The sequence below is a fragment of the Telluria sp. PB2R4 genome, from assembly GCF_059685695.1.
Genome location: NZ_JCASIC010000010.1, coordinates 88,839 through 102,441, shown reverse-complemented (window position 1 = coordinate 102,441; position 13,603 = coordinate 88,839). Strand labels below are relative to the sequence as shown.

Here is a 13,603-nt window from a genome sequence, read left to right as displayed (position 1 = left end):
TGCCCTTGCCAAAATTGCTTGACATTAATTTTAGGTGATCTTAAAGTGATATCACTTTGATGTTACTGCCACGGAGGAGACAAACATGAATACAGCACACACTCGCCACGAGAAAGCGTTTTCGTCCGCAAATGGCTACTTGGCAGCCGGTGCCGGGATCGTTTTGCTGCTGGGCGCCGTCTACCTCTTTGCAACCGGGGTCGATACGACGGATGGCTTCCCCGCCATCATGGGCAGTTTCCTGATGGGGCTGGCCGGTGTCGTGTGCCTGGCCGGCCTGTTCATGCTCCAGCCGAACGAGAGCGCGATCCTCACCCTGTTCGGCAAGTACATCGGCACCGACCGCAACGAAGGCCTGCGCTGGGCGTTCCCCCTGTACGTCAAGCGCCGGCTGTCGCTGCGCGCCCGCAATTTCAATGCGCCGACGCTCAAGGTCAACGACAAGCGCGGCAACCCGGTCGAGATCAGCGCGGCCGTCGTCTGGCGCGTGCGCGACACCGCCCAGGCCGTATTCGAGGTGGACGACTTTGAACGCTATGTGTCGATCCAGGCCGAAGCCGCGCTGCGTCACCTGGCGTCGCAATATGCCTACGACGAAGGCGAGGATTTACCTGAAGGTGAAACCACGCTGCGCGCCGGCATGGACGTGGTTGCCGACGCACTCCAACGCGAACTGCAGGCGCGCTTCGAAGCGGCCGGCGTGGAGGTGCTCGATGCAAAGCTCACCCATTTGGCATATGCTGCCGAGATTGCCCAGGTCATGCTGCGTCGCCAGCAGGCCGAGGCGATCATCAGTGCCCGCTCCAAGATCGTGCACGGCGCCGTGAGCATGGTCGAAGCGGCGCTGAAGGGCTTGTCCGAGCGCGGCATCGTCGAGCTCGACGACGAACGCAAGGCGGCGATGGTCAGCAACCTGCTCGTCGTGCTGTGTTCGGACAAGGAAACCCAGCCGATCGTCAACACGGGCACCCTCTATAACTAGCACTCGACGAGCATGGCAAGCCCTGGCAAAAAAGCGTTTCCCCTACGAATAGACCCGACATTGTGGGAGGAATTGCAGCGTCTCGCCGCGCGCGACCTGCGCAGCGTGAACGCGGAGATCGAATTCCTGCTGCGTGAGGGGCTTGCCAGGCGCGGCATCAAGCATGTCGACACCAGGACCCAAAAGGACGGCGAGGAGGAGTAGCAATTATTTCTGACTAAATATTGCTCTGTTTCGCAATCGAAGTCATCAATACGAAACGCGGCAGCGCCAATGAAAACGGCCCGATCATCCATCGGGCCGTTGTGTACAGTCGGGTATCAGGCGCGGCGACGGGTCGCCATGAAGCCAAGCAGCCCCATGCCCAGAAGGGCCAGCGATGCCGGCTCCGGAACCGAACCAGTGCCGCCTTGGCCACGTTCGACCGAGGTGCTCAGAATTGCTCTGTCAAAGAAGAACTCGCCGCTCGTCGCCGAGATCGAACCGCTGATGATGCCGTCGGCCTTCAGGTCGGTCAGCGCATTCGGAAGCAACGTGACCATCTTGATATCGAAGTTTTGGCCATTGTTGACTTGGTTATTGCCACTGCCGGACGCGGTCTGGGTGCCGAGGGCGAGCGAGAATGCGATTTGATAGGCTTCCTGGCCTTGGTTCGTGTCGTAGAGGTATACATTCAGCGTCGACGAAAGGATATCGGCGAGCGTGTAGCCGTTCGTGCTCAGCAGCGAGTTGATGTCGAAGGTGAAGTTGATCGAACTGGTGCCATTAGCGCTCAGCTGAACATCGGTTGGGTTAAAGGTAGAGTCGAGTGGGATCGGGGCAGCAGATGCGGTCGATGCTAAGGCGAAAGCGATGCTTGCGGCAATCAATTTCAGGGTCTTCATAAATTATCCTAAATAAGTTTTGGCAATATCTCCTAAGCATAATTCGTACCACAGTAAATACGTCTTATAAATCAAAGAGATAAGCATGCTATGCAGGATAATTGAATAAAAGTGTAATCAAATCCGACATTAATTGTTAAGTTAAAAAATAACACATTTAACAAAACTTCATTGAGATTTTCCAGTTGAAATTTCACATTTACCACATGGCAATTATTTATATTTGAGTGGTGCAACTTATTTTTTGTTTTTACTCTTACTGCCGTCAATACCCGCTTCCGCCCATCGCATTGAGATATAGTTCCTGACAATATTGTGCTTGAATATTTTTATGAAATAAGTAATGCCGCGGGCGATGCAGTGGAATTTTGGAAAAAAAGGCAGTGTAAGAGAATTCGACACGCGCGCCTGACAAAGCGCGGAATCAACCCGCATTCAGGGTGACGTGCGCGACTTGGTGACAATGCCTGCAGGGTTGATGAGCACGACAAATTCCATGAAGCGTCCGTTGCCTGTAGGCGACTGGTAGACCCAAGTCTCATAGCCGCTATCGAACACCATTTTCTTCGTCGGTCCGAACGCAGCCAGCAATTGCGCCCTGGTCGTTGAGCCGGGGATGACAGATTGTTGGAAGCGCCCAGCCGCCACCTGCGTTCCCGGCGGCGCAGAGCTGGTAGCGCAGCCGGCGAGCAGCAGGGCTGCGCACAAGGCCGTCGACAGGCTTGTCAACCGCACCCGCGTCATGGCGCATCCTCCATGTACTCGAACTCCACCAGCGTATCGTCCGGCCAGGACCGGTCCCAGATCGGCGCATAGAAGGTGCGGTCGAGCATGACCTGGCAGTCGCAGAACTGCAGGTCGGCCTTGCTCAGCTCGCCACCCGCATACAGCATGTTGAAAGGCAGCGTTTCCACGCGCTCGCCGGCGCGCAGGCTCACCGAGAACACCGGCCGCTCGGCGAAGAACAGGTAATTGCCGTTCGGGCTGTTGCACACCTGCTCAGGCGAAGTGAGCGCATTCGATATCCAGCCGAAGAGCGGGGAACTGTTCGACACCAGGCCGGCCTCGACCCCGACCAGGCATTCCAGGCGCATGTCGCCCAGGCGGCGGGTGCCGGCGGGCAAGCCGGGCGTGATGATCCGGGCGCGCCAGGTCATGCTGGTGGTCTTGCGGTTGGCCACCACGGCCGCGTCTTCGCGCAGGGCCACGTCATTTCTTGGCAGGACGAAGCTGTTGTCCGGCGCTACCTCGACAGGCACGCTGACGCTGTCGCCGGCAATGCGCAGCGTAACGCCGCGCATGTCCACGCCCGGCAGGCGCGGTAAAAGCTGGAAGTGCAGGAGCGCGTTCGGCGCCAGCTCACGCTCGCGCGCGAAGCGTTCCATGCCCTTGATCATTTTTCTGTAGGATTTGTCGACCGGATCGCGGGTGGATTGCACCTTGACGGTCGCCGGCTGCCCCGGGCCTTGTGCCAGGGCAGCGGATTGCCCGGCCAGCGACATTGCGCTGGCCAGGACGAACATGACGCGGACCGGGAGCCGCATCATGGTGTCACCAGTAACGGACGCGGCCGGTGTCCATGTGGACGAACTGCGAGCTGGCGTAGTAGCCGACGCCGCCGCCCTTGAGGGACATGGCTGCCTTGTGCAGCATCTTCAGGTCCTGGCCCGGCAGGCGAATGTCGATCGCCTTCGCGTCCATGTGCAGGCTGCGCTTGGCGACACCGCCGCTGGCGGAGTGCAGCTTGGCGTTCGATTCCGGCGAACGGTAGCCGGAAATGATGTGCAGTTCGCGGCTGTTGTCCAGCTTGTCGTTGAGCTGGGTGAGCAGCAGCAGCAGTTCCGGGTCCATCTGCGCGATCTTGTTGCTGCGGTGGTCGCGCAGCACCTTGTTGATGTCCTTCATCGCATCGGGGATGAAATCGCCTTCTGCCCAGAACGTGGTCTTCAGCTTCTCGCCGGTGTGCGTGTTATACAGGCGCAGGACACGTTCGCCGGAGGCAGGTTGTGCTGTTTTGGCAAGTGCTGGAATGCTGAGGGAGGGTGCTGCAAGGAGGAGGGAGGACTTCAGGAATGCGCGTCGTTGCATCATCGGATGGGATCCTTATGGCTGGTTCGCTCAAATGTGAATTCTACGCCTCTTGTGTTAAACGTGCAGAGAAAATGCTGGAAAATGCGGTAAAAACACCACTTTATTAACGATTTAACCAATCTTGGGAGATATTTTCATGACGAGTAGTCAACGAATTGCTTCGGTTGTTGCCGCCTTGTTCACGCTCAGCCCGCTTGCGCTTGCCCAGGTCGAACCGGTGGCCGAACCGCTCGCTGCGAAAGGCTGGAAAGTCGAGACCGTCGTGGACAGCCTGCCGCAACCCTGGGGCATGGCCTGGCTCGCCGACGGCCGCATGCTGGTTACCGGCAAGAAGGGCAGCCTGCACCTGGTGGACGGCAAGCGGGTCCAGGACATCGCGCTCGAAGGCTTGCCCGCTCTGGTGACGAGCGGGCAGGGCGGCCTGCTCGACATCGCCGTCCACCCGGCGGACAAGGGCCCGAACCCGCGCGTCTACATGACCATGGCGGGCGGCACCGAGGACGCCAACCATACGGTGCTGGTACAGGGTGTCTTCGACGGCAAGCGCGTGCACGGCATCAAGACCCTGTTCACGGCCTCGCCCTCGAAGAGCGGCGGCCAGCACTTCGGCTCGCGCATCGCCTTCATGAAGGACGGGACGATCGTGATGAGCATCGGCGACGGCGGCAACCCGCCCGCGCGCGTGGGCGGCATGCTGGCGCGCGACCAGGCCCAGAACGTCAAGAGCCACAACGGTTCGATCCTGCGCCTTACCGCGGAAGGCAAGGCGGCGCCGGGCAATCCGCTGGCGGCGCAGCAGGGCGCGCTGCCCGAGTTGTGGAGCATCGGCCACCGCAACATCCAGGGCATCGTGGTCGACCCGAACGGCCGCGTGTGGGCCAGCGAGCACGGCCCGCGCGGCGGCGACGAGATCAATGTCATCGAAGGCGGCAAGAACTACGGCTGGCCGCTGCAGAGCTATGGACTGGATTACAAAACCCGCGAACCTGTCGGCAAACGGGTGGTCGCCGGCATGGTGCAGCCGGTGGTGGTGTGGACGCCGTCGACCGGCGCCTCGGGCCTGGCGTGGTACACCGGCCCGGCCTTCCCGGCCTGGCGCGGCAGCCTGTTCTCGGGCGGCCTGGCGACCGAAGACATCCGCCGCGTGGCCTTCGACGCCCAGGGCAGGGTGGTGAAGCAGGAACGCCTGGCGATCGGCAAGCGGGTGCGCGACGTGCGCCAGGGGCCGGACGGGCAGCTGTACGCGCTGACCGACGAGGCCAAGGGCAGCCTGCTGCGGATCGTACCGCAGTAAAAAATCCACAAGCTGATGCACCGCGCATGGATTCTTCCTCCATGCGCAATTTTTACTATGTTGCAATAACAAAAGCTGCCTAGAATGCAAGGATCGGCAACCCGCCGTTACCTTTGGAGGAGCAGCATGGCAGAATCTCTTCGTCACAGTCTCCGCCTGGCCGTAGCGCTCGCGCTCGCCACTGGCGCATTGAATACCATTCCCACCGCCAGCGCGGCCACGGCCTCGGGTAAATCCTCGGCCAGCACGCCGGACATCCCGATCCCCGACGTCAAGTACACCAGGTTCACCTTGAAGAACGGGCTGACGGTGCTGGTGCACGAAGACCACAAGACGCCGGTGGTGGCGATCAACACCTGGTACCACGTCGGGTCCAAGAATGAAAAAGTCGGCAAGACCGGCTTCGCGCACCTGTTCGAACACCTGATGTTCAGCGGCAGCGACAACTTCAAGAAGACCTACCTGAATGCCATGGAAGGCATCGGCGCAACCGACCTGAACGGGACTACCAACCAGGACCGCACCAACTACTTCCAGAACGTGCCGACCTCGATGCTGGACTACGCGCTGTTCGCCGAGAGCGACCGCATGGGCCACCTGCTCGGCACCGTCGACAAGAAGAAGCTCGACCTGCAGCGCGGCGTCGTGCAGAACGAGAAGCGCCAACGCGAGAATCAGCCCTACGGCCTGGCTTACGAGCTGCTGGTGACCAATACCTATCCGGTCGGCCACCCGTATTCCTGGACCGTGATCGGCAAGATGGAAGACCTGGACGCGGCCACGATGACCGATGTGCAGGACTGGTTCAAGACCAACTACGGCCCGAACAACACCGTGCTGGTGCTGTCCGGCGACATCACCCCTGAAGTGGCGCGCCAGAAGGTCGAACAGTACTACGGCCACATTCCTCCGGGCCCGCCGCTGGCCAAGCACGACGCCTGGATCGCCAAGCGTACCGGCACCCACCGCACGGTGGCGCAGGACCGCGTGCCGCAGTCGCGCATCTATCGCACCTGGAATGTGCCGGGCGCGCACACGCCGGAAGAAGCGCAGCTCGACCTGGCGGCCCTGGTGCTGGGCGGCGGCAAGACCTCGCGCCTGTACAAGCGGCTGGTGTACAAGGACCAGCTGGCCACCAGCGCGAGCGCCAGCGACGACGCCGCGGAAATCGGCGGCCAGTTCGACATCACCCTGACCGCGCGTCCGGGCGCCGACGTCGCCAGGATGGAGCGCATCGCGGACGAAGAGCTGCAGGCCCTGATGAAGAACGGCCCGACCGAATCCGAACTGCGCCTGGCCAAGACCACCATCCTGGCCCAGTACACCCGCATGATCGAACGCGTCGGCGGCTTCGGCGGAAAGAGCGACCTGCTGGCCTCGTGCCAGACCTACACCGGCAACCCGCACTGCTACAAGGTTTACCTGGAACGCATCAAGGCAGCCACCCCGGCAACGGTGAAGAAAGCCATGAACGACTGGCTCAGCACCGGCGACTTCGTCCTGCAGGTCGATCCGTACCCGACCGGCCTGGCTGCCTCCAAGCCCGGCGTGGACCGCAGCGCGGAGCCGGCGCTCGGCAAGCCGATGGCGCTCAAGCTGCCGGAAATGCAGAAGACCACCCTGTCGAACGGCCTGAAGGTGGTGCTGGCGGAGCGCCATGACGCGCCGGTGGTGAACTTCCAGCTGCTGGTGGACAGCGGCTACGCGTCGGACGCGGCCGACAAGCCCGGCGTCGCCAGCCTGGCCATGCGCATGCTCGAAGAAGGCACAAAGACCCGCAAGTCGCTCGAGATCGGAGAAGCATTCGCGGGCCTGGGCGCGCAGTTTGGCGCCGGCGCCAACCTGGACAGCGGCATCGTGTTCATGAACACGCTCAAGGCCACCATGCCGCAGGCGCTCAGCCTGTACTCGGACGTGGTGCTGAACCCATCCTTCCCGCAGAACGAATTCGAGCGCCTGCAGAAGGACCGCCTGGCCGCCATCGCGCGCGAGAAGACCGTGCCGCAGACGATGGCCCTGCGCGTGCTGCCGAGCATCCTGTACGGCCAGGATCACCCGTACGCCAAGCCCTTCACCGGCACCGGTACCGAAGAGGCGGTGCAGCGCATGCGCCGCGATGACCTGGTCCAGTACCACGCCACCTGGTTCAAGCCGAACAACGCGACCCTGCTGGTCGTGGGCGACACCACGATGGCCGAGGTCAAGCCGATGCTGGAGAAAGCCTTCGCCTCTTGGCGTGCGGGCGAGGTGCCGAAGAAGGTGCTGGCTGATGTGGCCGCACCTGCGAAGAGCGTCGTGTACCTGGTCGACCGTCCGGGCGCGCTGCAGAGCGTGATCGTCGGTTCCCAGCTGGCCGTGCCGCGCAAGCATGCGGATGCGCTGCCGCTGGAAATCGTCAACGACGTGTTCGGCGGCACCTTCAGCTCGCGCATCAACATGAACCTGCGCGAAGACAAGCACTGGTCCTATGGCGTGTACAGCCAACTGCAGCCGGCCCTGGGCCAGCGTCCGTTCATGAGCATGTCGCCGGTGCAGACCGACAAGACGCGCGAAGCACTGCAGGAACTGGTGCGTGAGTACCGCGACATCGCGGGCGGCAAGCCGATCGCGGCTGAAGAGCTGCAAGCCGCGGTCGCCAACAACACGCTCGGCCTGCCGGGCGGCTTCGAGACGGCCGGCCAGCTGACCAGCGCCTATACCAACATCGTGCAGTACGGCCTGCCGGACGACTACTACAACTCCTATACCCAGAAGGCCCTGTCGCTGAGCCCGGAACAGGCCAACGCCCTGGCGGCGCGCAGCTTCACGCCGGACCGCCTGGTGTGGGTCGTGGTGGGCGACATGAGCAAGGTCGAGTCGGGCATCCGTTCGCTGAATATCGGCGAAGTGCGGAAGATCGACGTGGACGGCAAGCCCGTGCAGTGATGCGTCACATGTCCTGCAGCAGCGCGGTCGCGATCTTCGCCTGCTCCGACTGCAGCATGTCGGTGTTGTTCAGCAGGACGACGGCCCGGCCATCCGCCGGGTCGTAGGCGAGCAAGGTCTTGTAGGCGCCGATGGCGCCCGCTTCCCAGGCAAGGGAGCGGGCGCCTTTTTTCGTGGTGATGGTTTTTACTTTTCCGCCCAGCGCGTAGTCTTCGGAGGCCACCACCACGGTGGACAGCTCCTTGCGCGCCTTGTCCGACAACAGCTTGGTGGCGTAGACGGTATCCGCGATCTTCACCAGGTCGCTGGCCGTGCTGTACAGGGTGCCGCTGGCCGCGATCATCGGCGGCACGGAAGAGGTCTTGCGCTGGCCCTCGGCGTTGTAGGCCACCGCCATGCCCACCTCGTCCTCGTAGCCGGTGGCGGCGAAGCTAGTGTCCTTCACGCCGCTCGGCGCCAGCACCAGTTCTTCCACGGTCTCCGTGAACGGCTCCTTGCGGGCGCGCTCGACGACGGCCGCGACCAGGATCCAATTGGTAAATGAATAATCCCAGCGCTCGCCTGGCGCGGACGTCGGCGCCCCCGCGGCGAAGCGCAGGGCTGCCTCGACCGGCCCGATCTCGAGTTTTTCGACTGTCCGGTCTTTCTTGAGTGCCTCGGCCAGGCCGTTGGGAATGCCGCTGCGGTTCGACATCAACTGGCGCAGCGTGACCGCGCCGTTCGCCGCCGGCAGTTCCGGCAGGTGGCGCGAGATCGGTGCGTCGAGGTCGAGCGTGCCCATGTCGGCCAGGCGCAGCACGGTGACGGCGGTGATCCATTTCGTCATCGAACCGACCAGGAAGCGCGTGTCCTTGGTGATGGGCTGCTTCTCTTCGCGCAGCGCCAGGCCGCTGGCGTGGACTACCAGCGGCGCGCGCGCATCCTTGCGCACGGCGACCACGCCGCTGTAGTCAGGGGGCACGTGGCGCGCGATCAGGGGGCCGGTGCTCAGGTTGGCAATGGCGGCGCAGCCGGACAGCAGCGCGGCGCTTGCTGCGAGCGAGGAAAGGCGGATGAACTGGCGACGTTGCATGCTTGCTCCAGAAAGAGGGTTCAGCGCATTGTAGCGGTGTGCGCCGGACTGGGCGCGATTCGGGAATACTGGACGCGCTTACTTCACAGGAACGCCGCAGCAGGAGAATGCCATGACTGAACCATCCCTGAACCTGGCGCGCACGGCGCTGGTGCTGATTGACTTGCAAAACAGCAATGTCGGCCGCGATCTGGCGCCCTATACCGCCGAGCAGGCCGTGGGCAGCTGCGTGTTGCTGGCGCAGGAAATGCGCGGCCGCGGGGCGATGATCGTTTATGTGCGGGTATTGCTGAACGAGCTGTCCACGCCCCTGGCCGACGCACCGATGCGTGCGCCCGGCGCCGCGGCGCCGCCCTACGACGCCTCGGAGCTGTCCGCGATGGCGGGCGTGGAGGCGACCGATATCGTGGTCGCCAAGCGCCAGTGGGGCGCCTTCTACGGCACCGAACTCGATCAGCTGCTGCGGCGGCGCGGCATCGACACCCTGGTATTGGGCGGCATCGCGACCAACTTCGGCGTCGAATCGACGGCCCGCGCGGCCTTCGACCGCAACTACAAGCTGGTGTTCGTGGAAGACGCGATGAGCAGCTTCGATGCCGAGGCGCACCGCTTCGCATGCAAGCACATCTTCCCGCGCATGGGCAGGGTACGCTCGACGCGGGCCGTGATCGATATGCTGCAGGCGGGGACCGGCGACGCGTGAATGACCGCGGCGCCGGGCGATATCGGTGGCGTATGCATTACCGAGGCACGTAGGGTGGTCGGCTCCGCCCGGCAATTGGATCAGCCTGTGACAACCCCGCCGCCCACGCGGTCAAGCGCAATGTGAATAGCCGTCCCGGCTGCTCTACGGGGATTTGAACGCGTGGGCGGCATTTACGACACGACGTCCCAACCGGTCAGGTAAAGCCGCCCACCCTACGGGTACATCAGCCTTTGCGGTGGATCTCGGCCGTGATCTCGTACGCGCGCAGCCGCGCCGCGTGGTCGAAGATCTGCGAGGTGATCATCAGCTCGTCCGGTTTGGTGCGCGCGATGAAGCTGCGCAGCTGGCTTTCCACCGTGGCCGGCGCACCGATCGCGGTGCAGGACAGCACACTATCGAGCATCATGCGCTCGGCCGTACCCAGGCTTTCCAGGTAACCCGGCACGGGCGGCTGCAGCTTGCCCGGACGGCCGCTGCGCAGGCTCACGAAGGCCTGCTGCATCGAGGTCGCCGCCAGCTGCGCTTCGGCGTCGGTGTCGGCCGCAAACACGTTAAAGCCGAGCATCACGTAGGGCTTGTCGAGCTGCTTCGAAGGCCGGAAGGTCGAGCGGTACATCTCGATCGCCTGCATCATCATCTGCGGCGCAAAGTGCGAGGCGAACGCATACGGCAGGCCGAGCGCCGCCGCCAGCTGGGCGCCGAACAGGCTCGAACCGAGGATCCAGACCGGCACGTCCAGGCCCGCACCCGGCACCGCACGTACCTGGCGTCGCGGGGCGTCGGCGAAGTAGTCCATCAGCTCGACCACGTCCTGCGGGAACTCGTCGGCATCCGAGGCCAGGTTGCGGCGCAGGGCGCGCGCGGTGGTGTGGTCCGAGCCCGGCGCGCGGCCCAGGCCGAGGTCGATGCGTCCCGGGTACAGCGATGCGAGCGTGCCGAACTGCTCGGCGATCACCAGCGGAGAGTGATTCGGCAGCATGATGCCGCCGGCGCCGACACGGATGCTGCTGGTGCCGGCGGCCACGTGGCCGATCAGCACCGCGGTGGCGGCGCTGGCAATGCCCGGCATGCCGTGGTGTTCCGCCAGCCAGAAACGGTGATAGCCCCAGCGCTCGCCATGCTGGGCGAGGTCTAGTGAACGTTGGAAAGAAGTTGCCGCATCGCTGCCTTCGACGATGGGCGAGAGGTCGAGGATTGAGAATGGAATCATCCATTTATCATACGCCGATGCGAATGTTCGCGTGCTCGGCCAGTCGGAAATTGCCTAAGCGTACGCAATCAGCGTAAAGATTGACCCGTAGCGGACCCGTCCTTATGATCGGTCGCACAATACAAACCACTCTCCCCCCGTCCATGTCCCGATTCCCAGCCCTGCCATGCCGCCGCACGACCTTCCTCGCCACTATTTGCGTCGCACTGCTGGGCGCCGGCTGTGCCCAGCTGCCGGGGCAGGGGAACGCCATGCGCGCTGAAGTGCTGCTCGATGCGGCAAGGTTGGCCGAGATCGACCGCGCCATCCTGGACAACATCGCGGCGCGCAAGCTGCCCGGCGCGGTGTTCCACCTGCAGCGCGACGGCGCGGTCTACCAGAAATCCTACGGACGCTTTACCTACGACGAGGGCGCCGCGCCGGTCACGCCGGACACGGTGTTCGATGCCGCTTCGCTGTCCAAGGTACTGTCGACGGCGCCCTCGGTGCTGCTGCTGGCCGAGGAAGGCAAGCTCGACCTGGAAGCGCCGCTGGTGCGCTATTTTCCGGAATGCGCCAACGGCGGCAAGGAAGCGATCACGGTGCGCCAGCTGCTGACACATTCGTCCGGATTGCCGGCGGGCCTGCCGGCCAAGCCGGCCTGGCAGGGCATCGAAGCGGCGCACAGGCTGGCCTGCACCCAGGTCGTGACCCATGCGCCAGGAAGTTTGTTCCGCTATTCAGACATCAATTACATCCTGCTCGGCCGGCTGGTCGAGCGCATCGCCGGCATGCCGCTGGAGCGCTTCGCCCAGCAGCGCATTTTCGCGCCGCTGGGCATGGTGGATACCGGCTACCGGCCGCTCGAACGCACGGCGGCTGCGCGTATCGCGCCGACCCAGCGTGGCGCGTCCGGGACCGGCGCCGAGGCGGAGGTCTCGCTGCATGAGGACCTGGCGCCGAACGCGTTGCTGGCCGGCGTCGTGCACGACCCGACCGTGCGGCGCATCGGCGGCGTGGCCGGTTCCGCCGGCGTGTTCTCCACCGCGCGCGACGTGGCCCGCTTCGGCCGCATGCTGGTCGGCGGCGGTCAACTCGACGGCGTACGCATCCTGAGCAATGATTCCGTGCGCCTGCTCACCACCGCGCAGTCGCCAAGCGGCCTGGCCCTGCGCGGCATGGGCATGGACATCGACTCGCCTTACGCGCAGCGTCCGCGCGGTACGGTGTTCCCGGTCGGCTCGTATGGGCACACCGGCTTCACCGGGTGCATCCTGTGGGTCGACCCGCAATCGCGGACCTTCTACGTGTTCCTGTCGAACCGCGTGTACCCGGACGACAAGAGCAATGTGCTGGCGCTGTATACGCAGCTTGGCAGCTTGTCGGCGCGGGCGGCTGGAGTGGTGCCGGCCGCAGCAGCGGAGACCGCCGCGCCAGTGCCGCGCTAGCCTGCGCCGATTCATTTGCCGGGAGGCTACCGTGCGCCTCCCTCGATGCGCCCTCTCTAAACTCGGACGCCTAATTCAATATCTTCTTGATATTGTTGAGCATTCCCGCCCCGAACCATTGAGGAGATCGACATGAAACTGAACAAACTACTGAAAGGCTTGCTGAGCGCCTCCGTTGTTGCTGCCATGTTCGGCGCCACCACCGTGCACGCTCAATCCTCGGACGGCACCCAGAATACCCGTGGCGCAGGCACCGCCACCAGCCAGAGCGGCAGCATGAATGACCAGAGCAGCGGCAGCTCGTCGTCGAGCGCGACCGGCAGCTCGGACAAGAAGAAGCAGAGCAAGAAAGGCGCCGACCACAGCAAGACCGGCACCAGCAGCGCGGGCGACACCGGCAGCCCGACGGGCGGCCAGAGCGGATCGAGCAGCTCGGACAGCACCAGCGGTTCGTCGGGCACCAGCGGTTCGATGGGCACCAGCAGCTCGGGCAGCATGAACGATAGCCAGAGCGGTACCTCGGGCATGGAAGCCGGCCGCACCAACTCCGGCCGTTCGAGCGAGCCGGAAACCCGCAGCTCGACCAGCGGCAGCAGCGGTTCGTCGGGCACCAGTGGTTCGATGGGCACCAGTGGCTCGTCGGGCACTACCGGTACTACCGGCACCACCGGCACCACCGGCACCACCGGCACCACCGGCACCGGCACCACCGGCACCACCGGCACCATGGATGATGCCGGCAGCATGGGCACCACCGGCACCGGCTCGAGCAGCGCCAGCGGCAACGTCGGCACCAGCGGTACCCGCGGCACCGGCGCCAGCGGCACCACTGGTACCACCGGCACCACTGGTTCCAGCACCACCAGCGGTGGCACCGGCACCGGCACCACCGGCCGCGGTTACTGATCCGCGCCGGCCGGCGGCACCGGCCGCAATACACCTGCCGCCCGCGAGGCGGCAAACGACGACACCAGCCTTCGGGCTGGTGTCGTCGCTTTCAAGGCCGGGGCGC

The 13,603-nt window shown here is 64.0% G+C and carries 13 protein-coding genes; 7 read left to right on the top strand and 6 right to left on the bottom strand.

From position 1 onward, the window contains the following. Nucleotides 1-85 precede the first annotated feature (85 nt). Together AC56LU_RS16935 and AC56LU_RS16930 are read left to right on the top strand one after the other, a co-directional pair. On the top strand, nucleotides 86-982 hold the full coding sequence (locus AC56LU_RS16935) for an SPFH domain-containing protein (protein WP_497176783.1): 897 nt from the start codon (nucleotides 86-88) through the stop codon (nucleotides 980-982). 12 nt (nucleotides 983-994) lie between these two features. Continuing rightward, nucleotides 995-1,186, top strand: coding sequence for a type II toxin-antitoxin system antitoxin (locus AC56LU_RS16930; RefSeq protein WP_497176782.1), 192 nt, complete (start codon nucleotides 995-997; stop codon nucleotides 1,184-1,186). 116 nt (nucleotides 1,187-1,302) lie between these two features. Here AC56LU_RS16930 and AC56LU_RS16925 read toward each other — a convergent pair whose 3' ends face one another. The 4 genes from AC56LU_RS16925 to mepK all read right to left on the bottom strand — a co-directional run bounded on the left by AC56LU_RS16925 (nucleotide 1,303) and on the right by mepK (nucleotide 3,957). Beyond that, on the bottom strand, nucleotides 1,303-1,866 hold the full coding sequence (locus AC56LU_RS16925; RefSeq protein ID WP_497176781.1) for a PEP-CTERM sorting domain-containing protein: 564 nt from the start codon (nucleotides 1,864-1,866) through the stop codon (nucleotides 1,303-1,305). 435 nt (nucleotides 1,867-2,301) lie between these two features. Further along, the gene (locus tag AC56LU_RS16920) at nucleotides 2,302-2,610 is read right to left on the bottom strand and encodes a hypothetical protein (protein WP_497176780.1); all 309 of its coding nucleotides are present in this window, start codon (nucleotides 2,608-2,610) and stop codon (nucleotides 2,302-2,304) included. Then, nucleotides 2,607-3,413, bottom strand: coding sequence for a hypothetical protein (locus AC56LU_RS16915; RefSeq protein WP_497176779.1), 807 nt, complete (start codon nucleotides 3,411-3,413; stop codon nucleotides 2,607-2,609). The genes AC56LU_RS16920 and AC56LU_RS16915 overlap by 4 nt, the downstream gene beginning before the upstream one ends. Nucleotides 3,414-3,417: 4 nt before the next feature. Beyond that, complete coding sequence (gene mepK / locus AC56LU_RS16910) at nucleotides 3,418-3,957, bottom strand: peptidoglycan L,D-endopeptidase MepK (protein WP_497176778.1); 540 nt, start codon at nucleotides 3,955-3,957, stop codon at nucleotides 3,418-3,420. Between the two features lie 136 nt (nucleotides 3,958-4,093). On the opposite strand from mepK, the gene AC56LU_RS16905 reads away from it, so the two are divergent. After that, on the top strand, nucleotides 4,094-5,251 hold the full coding sequence (locus tag AC56LU_RS16905; RefSeq protein ID WP_497176777.1) for a PQQ-dependent sugar dehydrogenase: 1,158 nt from the start codon (nucleotides 4,094-4,096) through the stop codon (nucleotides 5,249-5,251). 126 nt (nucleotides 5,252-5,377) lie between these two features. Further along, on the top strand, nucleotides 5,378-8,176 hold the full coding sequence (locus AC56LU_RS16900) for a M16 family metallopeptidase (RefSeq protein WP_497176776.1): 2,799 nt from the start codon (nucleotides 5,378-5,380) through the stop codon (nucleotides 8,174-8,176). 4 nt (nucleotides 8,177-8,180) lie between these two features. On the opposite strand, the gene AC56LU_RS16895 is transcribed toward AC56LU_RS16900, so the two are convergent. Beyond that, a complete protein-coding gene (locus AC56LU_RS16895) occupies nucleotides 8,181-9,248 on the bottom strand; it encodes a serine hydrolase domain-containing protein (RefSeq protein WP_497176775.1) in 1,068 nt (355 codons plus the stop codon). Nucleotides 9,249-9,360: 112 nt separating this feature from the next. Between AC56LU_RS16895 and AC56LU_RS16890 the strand changes: the two genes are divergently transcribed. Further along, nucleotides 9,361-9,951: an isochorismatase family protein gene (locus AC56LU_RS16890; protein ID WP_497176774.1), complete on the top strand. Its 591-nt coding sequence runs from the start codon at nucleotides 9,361-9,363 to the stop codon at nucleotides 9,949-9,951. Between the two features lie 226 nt (nucleotides 9,952-10,177). Here AC56LU_RS16890 and AC56LU_RS16885 read toward each other — a convergent pair whose 3' ends face one another. After that, nucleotides 10,178-11,164, bottom strand: coding sequence for an LLM class flavin-dependent oxidoreductase (locus AC56LU_RS16885; RefSeq protein WP_497176773.1), 987 nt, complete (start codon nucleotides 11,162-11,164; stop codon nucleotides 10,178-10,180). Nucleotides 11,165-11,307: 143 nt separating this feature from the next. On the opposite strand from AC56LU_RS16885, the gene AC56LU_RS16880 reads away from it, so the two are divergent. Both AC56LU_RS16880 and AC56LU_RS16875 read left to right on the top strand, forming a co-directional pair. After that, complete coding sequence (locus AC56LU_RS16880; RefSeq protein WP_497176772.1) at nucleotides 11,308-12,591, top strand: serine hydrolase domain-containing protein; 1,284 nt, start codon at nucleotides 11,308-11,310, stop codon at nucleotides 12,589-12,591. A 132-nt stretch (nucleotides 12,592-12,723) separates the two neighbouring features. Continuing rightward, complete coding sequence (locus tag AC56LU_RS16875) at nucleotides 12,724-13,497, top strand: hypothetical protein (protein ID WP_497176771.1); 774 nt, start codon at nucleotides 12,724-12,726, stop codon at nucleotides 13,495-13,497. Nucleotides 13,498-13,603 lie beyond the last annotated feature (106 nt).

Bases quoted from the DNA above. Each gene is read 5' to 3' on its own strand.
- AC56LU_RS16935 (WP_497176783.1), top strand. From the start codon at position 86: ATGAATACAGCACACACTCGCCACGAGAAAGCGTTTTCGTCCGCAAAT.
- AC56LU_RS16930 (WP_497176782.1), top strand. From the start codon at position 995: ATGGCAAGCCCTGGCAAAAAAGCGTTTCCCCTACGAATAGACCCGACA.
- AC56LU_RS16925 (WP_497176781.1), bottom strand. From the start codon at position 1,866: ATGAAGACCCTGAAATTGATTGCCGCAAGCATCGCTTTCGCCTTAGCA.
- AC56LU_RS16920 (WP_497176780.1), bottom strand. From the start codon at position 2,610: ATGACGCGGGTGCGGTTGACAAGCCTGTCGACGGCCTTGTGCGCAGCC.
- AC56LU_RS16915 (WP_497176779.1), bottom strand. From the start codon at position 3,413: ATGATGCGGCTCCCGGTCCGCGTCATGTTCGTCCTGGCCAGCGCAATG.
- mepK (WP_497176778.1), bottom strand. From the start codon at position 3,957: ATGATGCAACGACGCGCATTCCTGAAGTCCTCCCTCCTCCTTGCAGCA.
- AC56LU_RS16905 (WP_497176777.1), top strand. From the start codon at position 4,094: ATGACGAGTAGTCAACGAATTGCTTCGGTTGTTGCCGCCTTGTTCACG.
- AC56LU_RS16900 (WP_497176776.1), top strand. From the start codon at position 5,378: ATGGCAGAATCTCTTCGTCACAGTCTCCGCCTGGCCGTAGCGCTCGCG.
- AC56LU_RS16895 (WP_497176775.1), bottom strand. From the start codon at position 9,248: ATGCAACGTCGCCAGTTCATCCGCCTTTCCTCGCTCGCAGCAAGCGCC.
- AC56LU_RS16890 (WP_497176774.1), top strand. From the start codon at position 9,361: ATGACTGAACCATCCCTGAACCTGGCGCGCACGGCGCTGGTGCTGATT.
- AC56LU_RS16885 (WP_497176773.1), bottom strand. From the start codon at position 11,164: ATGATTCCATTCTCAATCCTCGACCTCTCGCCCATCGTCGAAGGCAGC.
- AC56LU_RS16880 (WP_497176772.1), top strand. From the start codon at position 11,308: ATGTCCCGATTCCCAGCCCTGCCATGCCGCCGCACGACCTTCCTCGCC.
- AC56LU_RS16875 (WP_497176771.1), top strand. From the start codon at position 12,724: ATGAAACTGAACAAACTACTGAAAGGCTTGCTGAGCGCCTCCGTTGTT.